Annotated in this window: 16 protein-coding genes; 4 read left to right on the top strand and 12 right to left on the bottom strand. The window is 61.8% G+C overall.

Annotated features, from left to right (window positions below):
• Window positions 1-12: 12 nt before the first annotated feature.
• The 5 genes from AB4N84_RS19260 to AB4N84_RS19240 are packed head-to-tail and all read right to left on the bottom strand — an operon-like array spanning window position 13 to window position 3,860.
• Window positions 13-843, bottom strand: coding sequence for a DUF2797 domain-containing protein (locus AB4N84_RS19260; RefSeq protein ID WP_074755364.1), 831 nt, complete (start codon window positions 841-843; stop codon window positions 13-15).
• Entirely contained in the window at window positions 840-1,100 is a 261-nt protein-coding gene (locus AB4N84_RS19255; RefSeq protein WP_062380693.1) for a YeaC family protein, read from the bottom strand. The genes AB4N84_RS19260 and AB4N84_RS19255 overlap by 4 nt, the downstream gene beginning before the upstream one ends.
• A 29-nt stretch (window positions 1,101-1,129) precedes the next feature.
• Window positions 1,130-2,002, bottom strand: coding sequence for a rhomboid family intramembrane serine protease (locus tag AB4N84_RS19250; RefSeq protein WP_074755366.1), 873 nt, complete (start codon window positions 2,000-2,002; stop codon window positions 1,130-1,132).
• The gene (locus AB4N84_RS19245) at window positions 1,999-2,970 is read right to left on the bottom strand and encodes a metallophosphoesterase (RefSeq protein ID WP_074755368.1); all 972 of its coding nucleotides are present in this window, start codon (window positions 2,968-2,970) and stop codon (window positions 1,999-2,001) included. Before AB4N84_RS19245 ends, AB4N84_RS19250 begins: the two co-directional genes overlap by 4 nt.
• The gene (locus AB4N84_RS19240) at window positions 2,970-3,860 is read right to left on the bottom strand and encodes an NAD(+) kinase (protein ID WP_062380689.1); all 891 of its coding nucleotides are present in this window, start codon (window positions 3,858-3,860) and stop codon (window positions 2,970-2,972) included. The genes AB4N84_RS19245 and AB4N84_RS19240 overlap by 1 nt, the downstream gene beginning before the upstream one ends.
• A 765-nt stretch (window positions 3,861-4,625) precedes the next feature.
• Between AB4N84_RS19240 and AB4N84_RS19235 the strand changes: the two genes are divergently transcribed.
• Window positions 4,626-5,624: a DUF1853 family protein gene (locus AB4N84_RS19235; protein ID WP_460042673.1), complete on the top strand. Its 999-nt coding sequence runs from the start codon at window positions 4,626-4,628 to the stop codon at window positions 5,622-5,624.
• Here the strand turns inward: AB4N84_RS19235 and AB4N84_RS19230 are convergent.
• The 5 genes from AB4N84_RS19230 to AB4N84_RS19210 all read right to left on the bottom strand — a co-directional run bounded on the left by AB4N84_RS19230 (window position 5,587) and on the right by AB4N84_RS19210 (window position 13,047).
• The gene (locus AB4N84_RS19230) at window positions 5,587-6,870 is read right to left on the bottom strand and encodes an arsenic transporter (protein ID WP_460042671.1); all 1,284 of its coding nucleotides are present in this window, start codon (window positions 6,868-6,870) and stop codon (window positions 5,587-5,589) included. The genes AB4N84_RS19235 and AB4N84_RS19230 overlap by 38 nt on opposite strands.
• Window positions 6,871-8,076 (bottom strand): MFS transporter, encoded by a 1,206-nt coding sequence (locus tag AB4N84_RS19225; RefSeq protein WP_460042670.1) that lies wholly within the window; start codon window positions 8,074-8,076, stop codon window positions 6,871-6,873.
• Window positions 8,077-8,330: 254 nt separating this feature from the next.
• On the bottom strand, window positions 8,331-9,671 hold the full coding sequence (locus AB4N84_RS19220; RefSeq protein WP_460042669.1) for an MFS transporter: 1,341 nt from the start codon (window positions 9,669-9,671) through the stop codon (window positions 8,331-8,333).
• Window positions 9,672-9,951: 280 nt separating this feature from the next.
• Window positions 9,952-10,857, bottom strand: a complete 906-nt coding sequence (locus AB4N84_RS19215; RefSeq protein ID WP_460042667.1) for a 1-aminocyclopropane-1-carboxylate deaminase/D-cysteine desulfhydrase — start codon at window positions 10,855-10,857, stop codon at window positions 9,952-9,954.
• Window positions 10,858-11,007: 150 nt separating this feature from the next.
• Window positions 11,008-13,047, bottom strand: coding sequence for an oxidoreductase (locus tag AB4N84_RS19210; protein ID WP_460042666.1), 2,040 nt, complete (start codon window positions 13,045-13,047; stop codon window positions 11,008-11,010).
• Window positions 13,048-13,280: 233 nt separating this feature from the next.
• Between AB4N84_RS19210 and AB4N84_RS19205 the strand changes: the two genes are divergently transcribed.
• The 3 genes from AB4N84_RS19205 to ilvA all read left to right on the top strand — a co-directional run bounded on the left by AB4N84_RS19205 (window position 13,281) and on the right by ilvA (window position 17,806).
• On the top strand, window positions 13,281-14,432 hold the full coding sequence (locus AB4N84_RS19205; RefSeq protein WP_460042665.1) for a nitrilase-related carbon-nitrogen hydrolase: 1,152 nt from the start codon (window positions 13,281-13,283) through the stop codon (window positions 14,430-14,432).
• A gap of 3 nt (window positions 14,433-14,435) precedes the next feature.
• Window positions 14,436-15,476 carry an AraC family transcriptional regulator gene (locus AB4N84_RS19200; protein WP_460042664.1) on the top strand — a complete coding sequence of 347 codons (1,041 nt, stop codon included), beginning with the start codon at window positions 14,436-14,438 and terminating at the stop codon, window positions 15,474-15,476.
• 815 nt (window positions 15,477-16,291) lie between these two features.
• On the top strand, window positions 16,292-17,806 hold the full coding sequence (gene ilvA / locus AB4N84_RS19195; protein ID WP_460047066.1) for a threonine ammonia-lyase, biosynthetic: 1,515 nt from the start codon (window positions 16,292-16,294) through the stop codon (window positions 17,804-17,806).
• 148 nt (window positions 17,807-17,954) lie between these two features.
• Here the strand turns inward: ilvA and AB4N84_RS19190 are convergent, their stop codons facing one another.
• On the bottom strand, window positions 17,955-18,827 hold the full coding sequence (locus AB4N84_RS19190; RefSeq protein ID WP_460042663.1) for a DUF2242 domain-containing protein: 873 nt from the start codon (window positions 18,825-18,827) through the stop codon (window positions 17,955-17,957).
• Between the two features lie 265 nt (window positions 18,828-19,092).
• Complete coding sequence (locus tag AB4N84_RS19185; protein ID WP_460042662.1) at window positions 19,093-20,358, bottom strand: 3-phosphoshikimate 1-carboxyvinyltransferase; 1,266 nt, start codon at window positions 20,356-20,358, stop codon at window positions 19,093-19,095.
• Window positions 20,359-20,397 lie beyond the last annotated feature (39 nt).

Raw genomic sequence — 20,397 nt, 5'->3', positions numbered from 1 at the left:
GCCCATTCACGGCTACTGGTGAACGGCGAGCTGGTAGGCCGTGTATTTGCGGATGTTGATCACGCCGGTGTCGAAGATCAGGTATTGACCCTTGATGCCCAGCAACGTGCCCTCGGCGATCGGGTCCTTGTCCAGATTGAAGCTGACGATCTTGGTCGGGTAGGCCTCAACCGGATACTTGATCTCGATGGGCGCGACGTCGTTCAGCAACTGGATGGCCTGCAAGCCGAAACGCGCTTGCAGTGCAGACAGCCCTTCGGCACAGGACTCGAACAATTGCTGACGGATGGCCGTCAGGTCAACCGATGGCGCATCGCCTTTAAGCAGCGCACGCCAGTTAGTACGGTCGGCCACCTGGCTGCGGAACAGGTCCTCGACGAACCCCGACTGCTGGCGGGTCGCCACGCGCACGATCGGCAACGCCTGACTCGCGCCCTGATCCAGCCAGCGCGTCGGCAATTGCGTGGCACGGGTGATTCCGACTTTAACGCCCGACGAGTTGGCCAGGTAGACCACGTGGTCGGTCATGCAAAACTGCTCGCCCCACGATGGATCGCGGCAGGTGCCGTGCTCGTGGTGGCATTTTTCCGGGCTCATGATGCACACGTCGCACTGCGCCAGCTTCTGCATGCACGGGTAGCAATACCCCTGGCTGAAGCTGGTCTTGGTGCGACGGCCACAATGGCTGCAATGGATCGCGCCCAGGTACTCCAGGCGCACGGTCTTGCCGATCAGAGGGTTGACCGGGATTTGCGCATCACCCAGACGAAAAGCGTATTCAACCCGCGTGGCATCAAGCCGCGCGGACATCTTGTTGACGGAACCGCGACCAATTTCGATCAATGGATGGCATCCGACTTGAACAGGATGTTCGGCACTGGCGCCGACTTGGAGGCACATTCCTGCGGGCCCATGTAACCGATACGCTGCTCTTCGGGCACGTTGCGCACTTCCCAGGCGATCAGCGCCTGCAACGACAGCTCGCGTTGTTCCTGCGTCAGCTTGCGGCCATCGGACCACTTGCCGATTTCCACGGCCAGCTTCAGGCTCTCGTAGATGTCCGGGGTAATGTTTTCGATCATTTCAACAAATGAGGACATGGGGCTCTCCCAGAATTAAGCGGGCAATTTTAATGTTTACGGCGCGCTAATGCACCGCCCACAAGACCTGTTGCACAACCGATGATCAGACCGCCGACATGCGCCCCGTTGGCGATCTCGCCAAACCCGAGCAGGCTGATCACGCCGGACATGCACAGCACCAGCCAGATCAGCATCATGGCCAGCACGCCACGCGGCAGACGGTAGATGGGGTTGGGCGCCAGCCATTGAAAGATCCAGCAGTGACCGAGCAGGCCGTATAGCACCCCGGACAAACCGCCGAACAGGCTCGGGCCGCTCCAGAAATACTGGCCGTAGTTGGAAAATGCACTGAAAGCGAGGGTCAGACCCAGCAGGTGCCAGCTGCCCTGACGCCTCTCGATGCGTCGCCCCAGCTCCCAGAACCACAACGCGTTCATGACCAGGTGCAACACGCCGAAGTGAATCAGCATCGGCGAAACCACACGCCACCACTGCCCCGCCGCCAGCGACACCTCGACCGGCGTGAACATGACGTAATCGCCGCTCACGCGGAAATCGTTGAAGGTCAGCCAGCTGAGCGCTTCGTAGTTGTCGCCCAGCAGGGTGACGCCCGCGACGATCAGGCACACCAGCAACACGAGGCTGGTGACCGGACTGCTGCGCACCTGCACCAACGGGCTGGGCCGGGTCACGGCCACCACTTCGCGACCGGGTGGCAGCTGAGCGGTAGGATCGCCCTGCGGGTATTGTTCGTACAGCTGACGAATGTCGTCGGCCAACTGCGGCGCGTCGGGCACCCACAGCACCTGCTCACCGGCTTCCTCGCTGACGCGGTGAGGCACGTTGAGGCGTCGCAACAACTCGACGAAACCGCTGAGGTCGGTGTTGAGCGGCAAGCGTAATACCGCAACCGGATTCATTGGGCAGTCTCCGGCCGCGTGACATCGACCCAGACGAACTTGCCGGGATCGATTCGGGTTTCCTGATCGAGCCGGTAGGCCACCAGCTTGCCGTACAGCACGGCGCTGTAATCCAGGCACGCCAGGTTCGGGCGGATCGGTGCGGGCACGCCACTGCGCCAATAGTGGCCGACGAACAGCAGCGGCTCATCGGCGCCATAGCGCAGCAAGGCATTTTTCTCGCTGTCGGAGAGCGGCCGTTTGGCGACAGGCTCTGGCAGTGCATCCGGCTGGAACACCACGTCGCCGTAGGTCTGCGGGTCGTCCTCCCAGAACTTGGTGCGAAAGGACGCCCGTGTCAGGCCGTCGCCACCGGTGAGCGTCATGCCGTGCGGCAGGCGCATATCGGTGCCGCGCAACAGCCGGTCGAACACCGCGCTGGCAAAGCTGCCCGGCACCGCCGACGCCTGAACGAAATGCTGATCGATCCGACCGTCGCCATGGGCGCTGCGCAAGGGTTCGATCAAACTCGCGTCCCAGCAGGCATGCACCAACCGGAAACGCTCGGCATCGACGAACAGCGGCAGTTCGTAGAACCAGTTGAGGAAGTCTTTCCAGTCACCGGGGTGCTGTTCGAACTGCGCCAGCGTTTCACCCAGCAAACGGGCATGACGCGGGGTGTGTTCGCGCACGAACTGTTTGCCGGTTTCCGGCGGTGCTGGCGTGCTCCAGCCCAGCGCGTTGAATTCATGGTTGCCCATGATGCAAAACGCCTGACCGGCCACGACCATGTCATGAACGATGTGCAGCGCCTCACGAATGCGCGGGCCGCGGTCAATGATGTCGCCCAGAAACAGGGCGATGCGTTCAGGGTGGCGCCAGACGCCAGCCTGATAGCGATAACCGAGGGTGTCGAGCAAGTGCTCAAGGGTCTGGGCACATCCATGCACGTCACCGATCAGGTCGTAGCTACGCGCGGGATCGAGCATCAGTCGCCCCCGCCGCCAAGCCGACTGCCCCAACCGAGTTTGGTCCGGCAGACTTCGTAGTAATTGTGATCGAGCGGGTGAATGAGTCGCAGCTTCTGGGGTTTCTTTTTCACCGTCACGGTGTCACCCGGCGCGCAGGTGAAGTGGTTCTGTCCATCGCAGGAGACCTGTGGATAAATCGTCATGTCCTTTGAGACAACGATTTTCAGCTCACTGTTGCCGTCGACGACAATTGGCCGCCCGGACAGCGTGTGCGGGTACATCGGCACGATGACAATGGCGTCCAGTTTGGGGTGCATGATCGGCCCGCCCGCCGACAGCGCGTACGCGGTGGAGCCGGTCGGCGTGGCGACAATCAGGCCATCGGCCTTCTGGCTGCAGACGAACTGGCCGTCGATGTAGATTTCGAATTCGATCATGCGCGTGGACTTGCCGGGGTGCAGGACCACATCGTTGAGCGCGTCGCCCTGGCCGATGGCTTCGCCGTGACGGCGGACTTCGGCTTGCAGCAGAAAGCGGTTCTCGACCAGATAATGGCCGTCCAGCACCTCGGCGACCTTCACTTCCAGCTCGTCAGGGCGGATGTCGGTCAGAAACCCCAGGCTGCCACGGTTGATGCCGAGCACCGGCACGTTGTGCTTGGCCAGCGCACGGGCGGCGCCGAGCAGACTCCCGTCGCCCCCAACGACGATGACCATGTCGCAGACTTCGCCGAGCATCTTGCGCGAAGAGGTCTGCATGCCGTGCCCCGGCAGCACTTCGGCGATGGCGTCTTCGAGAATGACGTGCAGGTGCCGCGACATCAGGAATTTCTTGAGTCGGCGAACGGTCTCGAGCACTTGGGAACTGCCCAGGCGACCAATGATGCCGATATTACGAAATTGCTCCATGGGGCTCCCGCAGGGTCGATGCACATAAAGAAAGCGATTATGGGCGAAGGGGTCGGGGGCGGCAAACAGGCAAGCGTAATCGGCGCGATTACCTGGCGCTGATAGCGGGTTCTGCCTAACGGCAGAAGCGTTCCGCCTTCGGCGGGTTACTTGATAACCCCAAGTAACCAAGGGTTGGCTCCTGGCTTGGCCCTCCTGCGTCGGGTACCCGCACCCAAGTCGCGCTTTGTGGTGTCTGGACTGTCGCGTACAAGAGGAACGCGGGCTGGAGCTAACGCTCTTCGCAATTTTTGATTCGTGCATCTACCTGCTGCACACCACCCTGTAGGAGCGCGCTTGCTCTGGGCCGCACTCGGACGATCTGCCGGGAACCGGCAGCAAGACCTGTGCATGCGGAGTGTCAGGCATAGCCGAGTCGCCTGATTTTGCTACCGCTGCGCGGCAGATCGTCGGACAAGCCGGACTCCTACGCCTTCGGCAGAATCAAAAACACAGCGGACATCCAGGACTCTCGTTTTGCGACTGCGTGGGAACGATCAGTTGCTCTTGGCTCTGGCTTTTGATCTTCCTGCCTCGCCAGTCCAGACACCACAAAACGCGACTTGGGTGCAGGCTGAACGCAGGCGGCGTGGAGTGGGACGAGCGGCATGGATGCCGCGAGAGCGCTGCTAGGACATGGATGTCCGTTCAGCACGGGCGAATCACGATATACCCAATCCCGAGCTGCACCGTGCCACGCCCCGCAACACCCGCTATTCTCCCCCAATGACCCCATTTCCCACCCTCACCGCCCTGCCCCGTCAACTCCGTACGCCTCAAGTACGTGACCTCGCGTGGGCGATTCTTTCACCGCCGATGCTCGCGGTGACCGACTGGCCGCAGCGTCACCCGTTGAGCGGCAGCGACTGGGTCCGGCATCCCGACACGTTGGCGAACTTCCTGCGCACGCTCGATCACGACAGCAGCGCATTGCTCGACTGGTTGTCGAAAAGCTCGATACGCCGTCTGGGCCTGTATTACGAACGCCTGTGGCACTTCGCAATCCGGCACGCGCCGGGCGTGGACTTGATCGCCGCCAACCTGCCGATCCGCGTCGAAGGCCGCACGCTGGGCGAGCTCGACATGCTGCTGCGCGACGGGGATGGGGTTCACCACGTCGAACTGGCGGTCAAGTTTTACCTGGGGCCTCAGGACGGAAACGGTGGAGATCCGGCGAGCTGGCTAGGACCCGGCTCCCACGACCGGCTCGACCTGAAGCTGGCGCACCTCAATGAGCATCAACTACCGATTTCGGCGAGAGACGAAAGTCGTCAGGCGCTCGCGGCACTCGGCATTGAGTCGCTGGACGACCATCCGCTCAAGGCTGAACTGTGGCTCGGCGGCTACCTGCTCTACCCATGGCCCCACAATGCCGGCTCACCCGAAGGTGTCAATCAGGATCATCTGCGCGGTCTGTGGTTGCACCAAAAGGACTGGCCGAGCTTCGCCGCCCGACATCCCGAAGGGCGCTGGCAACTGCTACCCCGTCATGCCTGGCTGGGGCCGGCGCGGTATGACAAGGCATGGAGCGTCGATGAGTTTCAGGCCTGGCTCGAACAACTCGCGCCAATCGCCCCGGCGCAATTACTCGTTCGCCTGGTTGAAACGCCCGGAGGTCATTGGGAAGAGGCCGAGCGGCTGTTTCTGGTGTCGGACCTCTGGCCCGCCACCGCCGATGCGGGCGAGGTCACACACTCAATCTCAGCACCAGTGCCGCCAGCGTGATCAACAGCACCGGCAATGTCAGCACGATGCCGACCCGGAAGTAATACCCCCAACCGATGCTCACGCCCTTGCGCGCCAGCACGTGCAACCACAGCAACGTCGCGAGGCTACCAATTGGGGTGATCTTCGGTCCCAGATCGCTGCCAATGACGTTGGCGTAAATCATCGCTTCCTGAAGCGGGCCGTGCGCCTGACTGGCATCGATCGACAGCAGGCCAATCAGCACGGTCGGCAGGTTGTTCATCACCGAGGACAACAACGCCGTCAGCACGCCCGTCCCCATCGCCGCGCCCCACAGGCCGTGTTCGGCAAACCGGTCGAGCCAGCCGGCCAGATAAGTGGTCAGGCCTTCGTTGCGCAATCCATAGACCACCAGGTACATGCCCAGCGAGAAAATGACGATCTGCCAAGGCGCGTCCTTCATCACTTTGCGGGTGGAAATCTTGTGCCCCTTGGCGGCAATGCCCAACAGGATCGCGGCACACACCGCCGAGATCGCGCTGATCGGAATGCCTAACGGCTCAAGTGCAAAACACCCCACCAGCAAGATCACCAGCACCCACCAACCCGCCAGGAACGTGGCTCGGTCATGGATTGCAGATGCGGGCTCGGCCAGTTGCGAAGCGTCGAACGTCTTGGGGATGTCGCGACGGAAGAACAGCATCAGCACCGCCAGCGTCGCGGCGACGCTGACCAGGTTCACCGGCACCATCACCGAGGCGTAGCGATTGAAGCCGATGCCGAAGTAGTCGGCGGAGACAATGTTCACCAGATTGGAGACCACCAGCGGCAGGCTCGCGGTGTCGGCAATGAAACCGGCGGCCATGACGAACGCCAGCGTGGTCGCCGGTGAAAAGCGCAACGCCAGCAGCATCGACATGACGATCGGGGTGAGGATCAACGCCGCGCCGTCGTTGGCGAACAAGGCGGACACCAACGCGCCCAGCAGCACGATGAACGCAAACAGCAAGCGCCCCCTGCCATTCCCCCAACGCGCGACGTGCAACGCTGCCCAGTTGAAGAAACCGGCTTCATCGAGCAGCAGGCTGATGATGATCAGGGCGATGAACGTGCCCGTGGCGTTCCAGATGATGTGCCAGACCTGCGGGATGTCCGTCAGGTGAACCACGCCGAAGAGCAGTGCAAGTACCGCACCGAAGGTCGCACTCCAACCGACGCCCAGTCCTTTTGGCTGCCAGATGACGAGGGTGATGGTAACCAGAAAGATCAGGGCGGCTATGAGCATTTAACGTCGGGTTCTCGGAAGCAGGATGGCAAGGATGCCAAGCAACGGCAGGAATGAGCACAGCGTGTAGACATAGACGATGCCGTGAAGATCCGCGAGGTGGCCTAATAATGCTGCGCCGATGCCACCGAAGCCGAACATCAGTCCGAAGAAGATCCCGGCGATCATGCCGACGTTACCCGGAACCAGTTCCTGCGCGTAGACCACGATGGCCGAGAACGCCGAAGCGAGGATGAAGCCGATGATCACGCTCAGCACGCTGGTCCAGAACAGATCGGCGTACGGCAGCGCGATGGTGAACGGGGCGACGCCGAGAATCGAGAACCAGATCACCGCCTTGCGACCGATCCTGTCGCCAATCGGGCCACCGAAAAACGTCCCCGCCGCCACCGCTGCCAGGAACATGAACAAGTGCAGCTGCGAGCTGGCCACGGTCAGCTGGAATTTATCGATCAGGAAAAAGGTGAAGTAGCTGGTGAAGCTGGCCATGTAGAAATACTTGGAAAATACCAGCAGCGCCAACACCACCAATGCGCCGGTCACGCGGCCCTTGGACAAGCCATGAGTGGCCGCTTGACCGGACTTCAGTTTGAACAGCGCGAGGTGTTTTTTGTACCAGCGGCTGATGACGTACAGCAGCCCCACCGAGAACAGCGCGATCAGACCGAAGTACGCGATATGCCCCTGCCCGAACGGGATGATGATCGCGGCGGCCAGCAACGGCCCGATGGCCGAGCCACTGTTGCCCCCGACCTGAAAGCTGGATTGCGCCAGACCAAAACGGCCACCGGACGCCAGTCGGGCGATGCGCGATGCTTCGGGGTGGAAGGTCGACGAGCCTACGCCAATAAGGCCGGCAGCCAACAGGATCAACGGGAAACTGCCCACGGTCGCAAGCATCAGAACACCCGCCAGAATGCACAAAGACCCTACGGGCAATACCAGCGGGTTCGGGTGACGGTCGGTGTAATAACCCACCCAGGGCTGCAGCAACGAAGCCGTGACCTGAAACGTCAGGGTAATCAGGCCCACCTGGGTGAAACTCAAGCCGTACGACGCTTTGAGCATCGGGTAGATCGACGGCAGGATCGACTGGATCAAGTCATTGAGCAGGTGCGCCAGCGCCACCGCACCAATGATGCGCATGACCAGCGGGCTGGATTGAGAGGTCGCGGGGGTCGCGGTCGAGGGGCTGGTAACGGCCATCGGGTTCATCCATCGGACGGTTGAGCGCCGCACGCGAAACGATGACAAAGGATGTCGGCGGCATAAAGGGCCGCCAATGTGCCATTTTTTGGGGCAGTGATGCCATGTTTTGTTGCGAGTTTGCCGGGCTCACCTCATCAACGTCTTCTGTGGGAGTGAGCGTGCTCACGAAGAGGCAGGTGCATCCGCCGCCTCTTCATCGCCTGATACCCGGCTTTCGTGAGCACGTTCACTCCCACAGGGACGGCAAAGCCCTAAGCAGCGGGCTGCATCGCCGGACGCTTGGCCAGGCTGCCGTCCACGTCGTGCAGCGAGACCTTCGAGGTCTCGGGCAATGCCAAGCCACCGACCAGCCCCAACAGCGCGATCACGATCAGGTAAAACGCGGGCGAGAGATTGCTGCCGGTCACGCCGATCAGCCAGGTCGCCATCAACGGCGCAGTGCCGCCGAAGATCGTGTACGCCATGTTGTAGGTGATCGCCGAGGCGGTGTAGCGCGTGCGTGTCGGAAATGTCTCCGACAGCAACGCTGCGGTCACCACGTTGCACAGGACGGCGCCGGTCGCCAAGAGCATCACCCCGACGATCGAGCCTGCAAACGAGCCGGAACTCGCCATCAGGAACGACGGATACACCATCACCGCCAGCAGGACACACGCGCTGATGACTGTCGCCCGACGCCCGACCTTGTCGGAAAACGCGCCGGCCACCGGACACATCGCCGCAGCGAACAACAAGGCAATCAGCGACACCAGCAACGCGGTCGCCCGGCTTAAACCGCCGGCCACTTGCAGGTAAGTCGCGAAGTAGGTGGTGAACATGTAGAACGACAGCGCCGTCAGCGAAATGAACGCGCCCAGGGCGCAGATCGCCGCACCGTGATTGCGCAAAGTTTCCTTGAGCGGCGAATGCGCCACGGCGTGTTCCTCAGTGACCGCCTGGAACGCCGGGGTTTCGTCAAGCTTCCAGCGCAAGTACAGACCGACCAGCCCCAGCGGTGCGGCGACCAGAAACGGCAGACGCCAGCCCCAACTGCTCATGGCGTCGGCAGACAACGAGGCCTCCAGCGCGTAAGCGAAAATGGCCGCTGCGGCGAACGCCGAGAAGGTCGAAACGGGCACGAAACTGCCGTACCACGCGCGTTTTCCCCGTGGGGCATGTTCCATCAAATAGGCACAGGCACCGGCGTATTCGCCACCGGCCGAGAAACCTTGAGCACAGCGAATGATCGTCAGCAAAATGGGGGCCGTGACACCAATGGCCGCGTAGGTCGGCAGCAGCCCGATGATCGTGGTCGCCCCGGCCATCAGCAGAATGGTGAACGCCAGCGTGCGTTTGCGGCCGATCCTGTCGCCGAGCATGCCGAAAAACAACCCGCCCAACGGACGGAAAGCAAAGGCCACGGCAAACACCGCGAAGGTCTTGAGCAACGCCACACTGGCATCGCCACTGGGGAAGAATTGCTGGGCAATGGTGGTCGCGAGAAACCCATACACGGCGAAGTCGAACCATTCGACGAAATTGCCGATCCCGGCCGCAACGATGACTTTTCTCAAAGTGGCAGGGTCAACCTGCTCAATGGCTGGAGTGGTCATGCAAACCTCGGCACACGTGGGAAAGATCCGATTATCGGTACAGCGCCTGAGCGGCCTTACTCCAGAAGTGTCGCCGACATACTCAGGACCGACCTGTCGAGGTGTCTGGTCCGCAGGATTCGTGCCAAGGATCGGCCAATTCACTGCAGGCGTCCGCCGTACGCAAACCCTGTGGGCACGAATTCATTCGCGATGCGGTGGTCAATCCGAGAGAGATGCCTGGATGCCCCGGCCTCTCGCGAATGAATTCGCTCCCTCAGGGTGATGGTCGTCCTTCGAATCAGCGCCCGTTTGCAGCGACCAACGCTGCTTTACCTTGAAGCCCACCGGTGTGAACGAAGATCAGTCTGGCGCCTGGGGCAAAACGCCCGGCATTGACCGCCTGCTGCAACGCCAACAGCGCCTTGCCGGTGTACAGCGGCTCGAGCGGGACACCACTCTGCTGTTCACACTCGGCCATGAACGTCATCAGCTCGGGATCGACTTTGGCAAAGCCACCTCGGCTGGCATCGAGCAATTCGTAGCGCCGACCGCGTGAACCGCCAAGGATGGCCTGAATGTTCTGCGCAACGCCATGCCCCTCGGGCACCGCCATCGCGCCGAACACCTCATGCTCATCGGACTCAGCAAGCACAAGACCCGCCAAGGTGGTTCCCGTGCCACAGGCCAGCCACCAGCCGTCGTAGTCCTCCCAACCGAGGGCGCCAAGCTGGCTGCGCGCCTGGCTCACGATCTCGGCGCAGCCCAATGCGCCGTCCAGTCCGCCGCCGCCTTCTGGAACCGGATGCAGCTGTGGATAACGCTCACGCCACGGCGCCCAGAAATCCGGTTCATGCCGAGCGCGGTAACCGCCATAGCCCAGCCAGTGAAGCGCCATGCCGAACGCCTGCACGTCCAGCACCGTCGGCGTTTGCACCGGATGCCCGCGCACCAGCCCGACCGTTGAAAAGCCAAACCGCTTCCCCGCCGCGGCCAGTGCATGGAGGTGATTGGAATGCGCGCCACCGAGACTGATCACGCCTTCAGCGCCCGCCTGTCTGGCGGCCGTCAGATGGTGTTTCAGTTTGAACCACTTGTTGCCACTGATCAGAGGGTCGATCTGGTCGAGACGCAGGATGGCGACCTCGATGCGGGCGGCACGAAGCCAGTCGAGGTTGAGGAGATGCAGCGGGGCGGGAGCAAGCATGGCGATCGTTGATCAATCAAAGAAGGCGGAGTTTACCACCGCAACAGAGCCCTGCCGGGGTCCGTCCTTTCCGCCTTGATCCCACGATCGCCGATACCTGCAGGAGCGACCGGGGTGTCGTTCCTACAGGGTGGAACGGGCATTCGCCCCTTACAGCTCTGCCGCCAGTCGCGAGCCCTGGTTGATCGCGCGCTTGGCATCGAGCTCAGCTGCGACGTCCGCGCCACCAATCAGGTGCACGCTCTGACCTGCCGCCTGCAAGCCATCGTAGAGCTCACGCAGCGGGTCCTGGCCTGCGCAGATCACCACGTTATCCACCGGCAGCAACTTTTCTTCACCCTCCGCGCCGATGCGAACGTGCAAGCCGGCATCGTCGATCTTCAGGTACTCGACGCTGTTGAGCATCTGAACCTGCTTGTTCTTCAATCCCGTGCGATGAATCCACCCAGTGGTTTTACCCAGCCCATCACCGACCTTCGAGGTCTTGCGCTGCAGCAGGAACACCTGACGCGCGGGTGCATGCGGATGGGGCTTGATCCCGGCGACACCGCCGCGCGCCGACAACGCGCCATCAATGCCCCACTCTTCCCAGAACGCGTCGCGGTCCAGACTGGTGGAGACGCCCTGATGCACGAGGAACTCGGAGACGTCGAACCCGATGCCACCTGCGCCAATCACCGCTACCGATTTGCCAACCGGTTTGCGCCCGAGAATCACGTCCAGATAACTCAGCACCTTGGGGTTATCGACGCCCGGAATCGCCGGCGTCCGCGGAGCGATCCCGGTCGCAAGAATGACGTCGTCGTACCCCTTGCCCACCAGATCGTCGACCGTGACACGGGTGTTCAAGCGCACATCGACCCCGGTGGTCTGGAGCTTGCGACCGAAATAGCGCAGGGTTTCGTAGAACTCTTCCTTGCCCGGGATACGTTTGGCGATATTGAACTGCCCGCCGATTTCGCTGGCCGAGTCGAACAGCGTGACTGCATGCCCGCGCTCCGCCGCAACGGTGGCGGCTGCCAGCCCCGCCGGACCGGCGCCAATCACCGCGATCTTCTTGATCTGCTTGACCGGCAGGTAGTTGAGCTCGGTCTCGTGACACGCACGCGGGTTGGCCAGGCAACTGGTGAGCTTGCCGCCGAAGGTGTGATCCAGGCAGGCCTGGTTGCAACCGATGCAGGTGTTGATTTCGTCTCCGCGACCGGCCGCAGCCTTGTTGACGAAGTCGGCGTCAGCGAGGAACGGACGCGCCATGGACACCATGTCGGCATCGCCTTCGGCCAGCAGCTGTTCAGCGACTTCCGGCGTGTTGATGCGGTTGGTGGTGATCAGCGGAATCGACACCGAACCCCGCATCTTCGCCGTGACCTTGGCGAACGCGGCACGCGGGACCTTCGTAGCGATGGTCGGAATACGCGCTTCGTGCCAACCGATGCCGGTGTTGATCAGGGTCGCGCCCGCCTGTTCGATCGCCTTGGCCAGTTGCACCACTTCTTCCCAGGTGCTGCCGCCCTCGATCAGATCGAGCATCGACAACCGGTAGATGATGATGAAGTTCGCGCCAACCGCCTCGCGTACCCGACGCACGATTTCCACCGGCAGACGCATGCGGTTTTCGTAGCTGCCGCCCCAACGGTCGGTCCGGTGGTTGGTGTGTGCCACGAGGAACTGGTTAATGAAATAGCCTTCCGAGCCCATTATTTCGACACCGTCATACTCGGCGGTCTGGGCCAGGGTCGCACAGGTCACGAAGTCCTGAATCTGCTTCTCGATGCCTTCCTCATCCAGTTCCTTGGGCTTGAACGGGTTGATCGGCGCCTGAATCGCGCTGGGCGCTACCTGCTTGGGGCTGTAGGCATAACGGCCCGCGTGCAGAATCTGCATGCAGATCTTGCCGCCGGCCTCGTGGACGGCCTTGGTGACAATGCGATGGTGATCAGCCTCTTCGGGCGTGGTCAGCTTGGCCGCGCCCGAATACACCCCGCCTTCGGCATTGGGCGCGATACCGCCCGTGACCATAAGGCCGACACCGCCACGCGCGCGCTCGGCAAAGTAGGCGGCCATCCGTTCAAAGCCGCCCGGCTTCTCTTCGAGGCCGGTGTGCATGGACCCCATCAGCGTGCGGTTGCGCAGCGTCGTGAAGCCCAGATCCAGGGGAGCCAGCAAGTGCGGGTAGTGTGCGGCGGCCATAAAAACTCCATCGAGCATCATCACGGGACGCGAGCACTCTATGGCGCTCGTCGAAGTCATCAGGACTTTCAAGACAGCCCTGTTCATGACGCAGACAGTAAACAGCCATTGAGTCACGCTCAATGACCGAAAGTGACAAGTTATTGATCCAAATGCGCACCATCCCCCTTGGCAATGCTTGCGTCGCGCCCTACCCTTGACGGCATTCTGGTTCAGGCTCGTTTTATCCTCCCATGCGTAAAGTTCTCGGCTCACTCATCGCGGTCGTGCTGGCGATCCTCATCGTCAGCTACGGCCTGTGGACGAGCAAGCGTCGCGTTGGCCATTACCTCACCGACTTGCGAATACAGGTGGTCATCAATGATGGCCAGCCCGGTCAACGTGGCAACCTGCTGGGGATTCAGCCCGAGCTCTTCCCTTCCGATTACTCAAGCGTGAAACGGCTGCATCGTAAACTCGCCGCCTACCTGGAACAGGCCCGTGACCGGGGCTTACTCAATGACAAAACCATTGTGGTGCTGCCCGAGCACATCGGCACGTGGCTGTTCGCGGTCGACGAAAAAACGCAGTTCTACCAGGCGACGACCATTGAGGAGGCCATGAACTGGCTGTCGTTCAGCAACCCGCTGCTGTTCCTCGATGCGGCCCTCCATGCCCGTGGGGAGCGCTGGCTGGATGACGTGCACCTGCGCATGAAGTCGCGCAGCATGGCGCAGGATTATCAAAGCGTGTTTGGCGGTCTGGCCAAGGAGTTTGGCGTGACGCTGGTTGCGGGGTCGATCATTCTGCCCAATCCGCAAGTGCAGGACGGGAAACTGCAGGTGGGGACCGGTGCGCTGTACAACAGCAGCCTGGTGTTTGGCCATGACGGACTGCCCATCGGGCAACCGCAGCGACAGCTCTTCCCGAACGTGTACCAGCGCGGTTATATCCGAGCCGACAAAGACGCCCGACTGAACGTCATTGATATGCCGGCCGGCCGCCTCGCCACCCTGATCGGCAGCGACAGCTGGTACCCGGACAACTACACCCGCCTGAACGAACGCGGTGCCGAACTGATCGCCGTGCCCGCGTTTGTCGCGGGCAATGGCGGCTGGTCGGAACCTTGGCGTGAAGAGAAACACGAGACACTGACGGCGCATCTGAACCTGGGTCAGCAGCCTTTGACCGAGGGCGAGGCGTGGCGCCGATTGACCCTTTCTCCCCTGAGTAATGCCAAGGCCGGCATCAGCGTGTTCATGCGCGGCCAGTTCTGGGATCAAGGCAGTGCCGGTCATAGTTTCGCCAGCCGGGGTGGCCAGAGCATCGCCGAGCCGTCCATCAGCGCAGCCCCCAAAGGCGCCAAGCCCGGGCATGGGGCGCGCCTGATCAACCTGTGGTTGTGACAGATGACCGCGCCCCGGGTACGCCTCGGTGATCTGTCGGTCGGCTTTGTGCATGGCCTGGCCGATGCCATCCGTCACCTGGGGCACGACCCGCAACCACTGCTCGATCAATTTGGTCTGGACCCGGCGCGGCTGGCGGACGTGGGCGCCAGACTCTCGATCCCGCGCTACATGCGCCTGGGGCATGCGGCGATTCAACTGACCGGCACGCCTGCCCTGGGATTGCGCATGGGGCGTTCAAGCCGCGTGAGTCAGGCGGGACTGGCCGGTGTGACCGCGGCTCAGGCGCCCACGGTGAGAGAGGCGGCACGGACATTGATCCGTTTCGAGCCGTTGTACGGCTCCAATTATCGGGGACAGTCGAGCTTTCACGAAGACAGCGAAGGGGCCTGGCTGCGCTTCTATTCCATCAGCCCTTATAACGACTACAACCGTTTTGTCGTGGATTCGATTCTGGCGGGCTGGCTGCATCAGCTCTCCACCCTGGCGGGCACAGAGGTCCTTGCCGAAAAGATCGAGATCGAATTCGACGCCCCGGCCTACGCCCATGAATATGGCGCACTGTGCGAGGGCCCCGTGAGTTTCGCAGCGGGCGTCAATCAATTGCGCCTGAGCCAGAGCGTGCTCGGGCTGCGCAACCCGGATCATGTCCCTGGCACGTGGCGGCATTTGCTGCAGCTGTGTGAGCGGGAACTGGAACAACTCACCCGCACCCGCAGCCTGCGTGAGCGCATCACTCAGTTGCTGGGACCGTTGTTGAATGGCGGGAGAGAGCCGGATCTGGAGGAGGTGGCAGCACGACTGAAGCTGCCCACCTGGACCCTGCGCCGCAAATTGGCGGAAGAAGGCACGCGCTTTCGCGCGATTCTCAATGACACTCGGCGCGACCTAGCAATGACCTATATCCGTGACACAGAACTGGCCTTTGGCGAGATCGCTTACTTGCTGGGTTTTGCGTCGGCCGAAGCCTTTCAACGCGCCTTCAAACGCTGGAACGGTCAGACCCCGGGAGAGTTCCGCCGCAGCCAACGTCATTCAGCCTGAGCGATGCTTAAAGCTCGGTAGCGTCGTCGGCAGGTTCAAGCGGGTCCAGCTCGTAAGCCTGATATTCCAGTAGTTCTTCTTGATAATCGTCCATCACTCATGCCCTCGTGGCTGTTCTCTTTCGTCTTGATCGTCTTTTGTCGTTTCAGCGACTGGTTTCACTGACCACGACCTTCACCCTAAAGTGCCGTCATGAAGGATAAATGAACGCTTCTTGAACAATAGACGAGGTGAACGCGGAAGCATTTACCGGCACATCCCTGTCAGGGCTCTAGGGCGCGGTCCGTCGCCATAAGGGTGATATTTAGCTCACGACGAGAATTCGTGCAAGTGGTCAGGAAATCCCTACATCCATAGGTCACGCATCTGTAGGAGCGTGGCGTGTCCCGCGATCGGCTGCGCAGCAGTCGTGCACTGGGAAACGCGGTGTATCAGGCAGATCGCACTTCATCATTTTTGCTGCCGGCTCCCGGCAGATCGCGGGACAAGCCGCGCGCCTACAGGAACCTGCCCTTGACGTCCGTATCGTGTTCGCCATAGTCTTCAGGCCATGAACGTTACCCAGCATTTCTTCGGCCAGATAATTATTACCGCCATTCCAGTCATGGCGGGTTAGCCGACGTTTGCACCGAACCCGCCCTAGAGGCGGGTTTTTTCTCTCTGTCTCCCGGGCCCCAAACCTCGAACCAGGAGTCAGACATGATCATCATCCGCCCTTCCCTCGCCGTCTTCTCGCCACGTCTGATCATCGCCGCCGTTTCGACGAGGCCGACACGATGAACGCGATGCTCGAAAAAACACGGGGCCATGGCGATCTGCTCAATCAGTACGTCAAGAAAATCCTCACCTCGCGCGTCTACGATGTGGCTGTGGAAACCCCGCTTCACGGTGCTCGTCAGCTGTCCGAGCGGCTGGGCAACCAGGTGCTGCTCAAGCGCGAAGACCTGCAGCCGGTGTTCTCGTTCAAGATCCGTGGCGCCTACAACAAGCTGGCGCAGCTGAGCCCGGAAGAGCTGGCGCGGGGCGTGGTCACGGCGTCGGCGGGCAACCACGCGCAAGGCCTGGCGCTGGCGGCGAAAACCCTCGGTGTGTCGGCGACGATCGTGATGCCCAAGACCACCCCTGAGATCAAGGTCGAGGGCGTGCGTTCGCGTGGCGGCAAGGTCGTGCTGCACGGGGACTCGTTCCCTGAGGCGCTGGCGTTTTCGCTGAAGCTGGTCGAGGAAAAAGGCTACGTCTACATCCACCCTTACGACGATCCAGACACCATCGCCGGGCAAGGCACGGTGGCCATGGAAATCCTGCGTCAGCACCCGGGCCAGCTGGACGCGATCTTCGTGCCGGTGGGCGGCGGCGGGTTGATCGCTGGCATCGCGGCGTACGTGAAATACCTGCGCCCGGAGATCAAGGTGATCGGCGTCGAGCCGGACGACTCCAACTGCCTGCAACAGGCCATGGCCTATGGCGAGCGGGTCGTGCTGCAGCAAGTCGGGCTGTTTGCCGACGGCGTGGCCGTTGCACAGATCGGCCAGCACACCTTCGACCTCTGCAAGGATTACGTCGACGAAGTGATCACGGTCAGCACCGACGAGATCTGCGCGGCGATCAAGGACATCTACGACGACACCCGTTCGATCACCGAGCCCGCGGGCGCACTGGGCGTGGCCGGGATCAAACGCTACACCGAGCAGTATGGCGTCAGCGGTCAGACCTTCGTCGCCATCGACTCGGGCGCCAACGTCAACTTCGACCGCCTGCGCCACGTCGCCGAGCGCGCGGAACTGGGCGAAGGCCGCGAAGCGATCATTGCCGTGACCATCCCCGAGCAACCGGGCAGTTTCAAGGCATTCTGCGAGGCCATCGGCAAGCGCCAGATCACCGAATTCAACTACCGCTACCACACCGACCGCGAGGCGCACATCTTCGTCGGCGTGCAGACACACCCCGAAAACGATCCGCGCAAGGCCTTGATCGCCAGCCTGACCGCGCAAGGCTTCCCGGTGCTGGACCTCACCGACAACGAACTGGCCAAGCTGCACCTGCGGCACATGGTGGGCGGGCATTCGGAACGGGTCAGCGATGAAGTGGTGTTTCGCTTCGAATTCCCCGAGCGGCCGGGCGCGCTGTTCAACTTCCTCAACAAGCTGGGCGGCAAATGGAACATCTCGATGTTCCACTACCGCAACCACGGCGCAGCGGACGGGCGCGTCGTCGCGGGACTGGTGGTGCCGGAGGATGAACGGCATCTGGTGCCCAAGGCGCTGGCGGAGATTGGTTATCCGTACTGGGATGAGACGAACAACCCGGCGTACAGGCTGTTTCTGGGCTGATTGAGTAGCGCCCGCTGTAGGAGCGCGCTTGCCCGCGAATGCGGTGAGTCAGTGAACACATCCATGGCTGACACACCGCATTCGCTGCCGTCGTAACCTCCGACGTCTCCCACAGGGGGCGTGTAGAGAACCAAACGTGTGCTTGACCTCACTGCGCCGGCGTCGCCGCCTCGGGCGCTGGCTCGATGGCGGGCGCCGGTTCCTGTGCCGGTGTGGGTGCTGTTGTCGGCGCAGGTGTTTCCACAGGGGCGGCGGTTTCAGTCTTCAGCGGTTCAGGCTCAGCGGGGGCTGGCATGGGTTCACTGCTCTGCTCAGCAGCCGCCGCTGGCGCGGTCGACGGTGTGGTCAGCGGAGCAGGCACAACCGCCGGGGCAGGCGCAGGTGCGACGGCGGGCTTCTGCTCGGTCAACGCCGCCGCTTTTGCGGCAGGCGCAGGTTCCGGCATCCCCATATCGGCCTTGGGTTTGTCTTCGATGTGCGCAGCTTTCTTCACTTCAGGAGGTAGGAAGTTTTCCACCAACGCGAAGAAACGATCGTAGAACTTGGACGAAGACACCGTTTCACTGGCGACCTTGACCATCGAATCGTCCGTCGAGCCAATCGGCATCGACACCGAACCCAGCACTCCGACCCCCAGACTCGCCGAATTATTCACCTTCTTCAGCGCATAACGATCCTGAAGGGCGTTGGCGAACATGGTGGCTTTGCCATCAGCGCTGCCATCTGCCGCGCAGACCACACTGAAGCTGATCTCCATGTGCGTCTCGCCAGTCTGCTGAAAGCTCTTGTGGCCGCTGATCATTTTCGGATCGCTGCTGGTGATGATGTAGCCCTGGCTCAGCAGCGCCCTGCGCCCAGCCTCGCAAGTGGCAGCATCAGAAACGGGGTAATTGCGCGAGAAAGTCCCGGCGTCGTCGAAGTTTTCATGCTCATAGACCGTGGGCTTCTTTGACGAGCAGCCTGCGGCGGCCAGCAGGGCCAGCACCCAGCATGCGGTACGAAAGCTCAGTAATTTAGACATCAAAAATCCCGGGGAAAAAGGTCGACAGAACAGTGGACCGGAGAAATCGCCGGTAAGTCTGCAACAAGCCTTGCATCGGATCAACGCAGAGTTTGCAACCAGGTGGATACTTCCATGCGGGCAGAAGCGCTTCGCAGAGCCTGCGCCGGGCTGCGTGGGGGTTTTCACGGCCGTCTGGGTCACCCCACAGCACGGCCGAGAAAACGCCCAGCGGGCAGAAGAGTCGACTGACGGTCGTCCTCATGCCCATAAGGGGTAACAGACTTCAGACCTCACCGTGCTCCATGCGCACACCGAGGAATTCAAGGGCGCGCCAGTAACCCGGATAGGTCTTGCCCACGCAGTCAGGGTCCTGAATACGAACGCCAGAGACTTTCAAACCCGCCAAAGCAAAGCACATAGCGATGCGGTGGTCTGAGTGCGTGTTGATCAACGCATTGCTGCTGGTCCCGGCCAACCCCGGATCCGACGCAACCAGCAAGTCATCGCCTTCTACAGTCGCAAGACCAGGACGCACCTGATTCAGACCGTCATGCAGCGCCTGAACCCGGTCGCATTCCTTCACGCGCAAGTTGGCCAGATCAACGAAACGCACCGGCGTTTTATTGAACGCTGCCAGCACTGCCAACGTAGGGATCGCGTCCTGCATCTGCGAGCCGTTGATGACCGCCGGCATGTTCGGAAACTGTGCGATCACGTCCATCGCCTTGGCATCGGGCTGGGTGAACGCCTCGGCAGCCACGCCCAGATCGATCTTGCCCGCGGTCAGCGCTTCGGCCGCCCACAGGTAAGTCGCGGCTGAAGCATCGGGCTCGACCTGATAATCGCACGCGGTGTAACCGGTGGGTGAAACGCGCCACAGCGCCTCGTCGACGACCTCCACCTCAGCCCCGAACGCTCGCATGCAGGCAATGGTCAGGTCGATGTAGCCGCGGGCGCCGATCTCTTTGCCGGTCAGCGCGACTTCAATGGGTGCATCGCCACAGGCGGCAACCATCAGCAATGCCGAGACGTACTGACTCGACAAACCGCCATCAATCTCAAAACGCGTGGCCTTGACCGATCCGCTGCCGTGGATGATCACCGGCGGACAACCCGTGGCGCTCTCGGCGTTCACACCGCCCTTGCGCAAGGACTCCAGCAACGGACCGATAGGACGCTTCTGCATGTAATGGTCGCCATCCAGCGTCACGCTACCGTTGACGGTGCACACCGCTGCGGTGAGGAAGCGCACCGCTGTGCCGGCGTTTCCCAGGAACAACGGCGCTTCAGGCACCTGCAAACGCCCACTGCTGGTCACCACGAAACTGGTGTCGTCCGGCTCTTCGATGGTGACACCCATCTGCCGCAGGGCATTGGACATGTGCCGGGTGTCGTCGCTTTTCAGTGCGCCGCGCAGGTGGCTGGTGCCTTTGGCCAGCGCAGCCAGTAACAAGGCACGGTTAGTGATCGACTTGGAGCCAGGTGGCGCAACATGCCCCGTCAACGGAACACCCGGCGGGATCACAGTGATGGTTTGGTTCATGCCCATGGGTCCAGCTCTCCAAATTCGAAGTCAGCGCGGCGTTAA

Source organism: Pseudomonas sp. S2_H01, assembly GCF_054668305.1.
The sequence above is the reverse complement of the archived record's forward strand: the minus strand, read 5'-3'. Positions and strand labels throughout refer to the sequence as shown.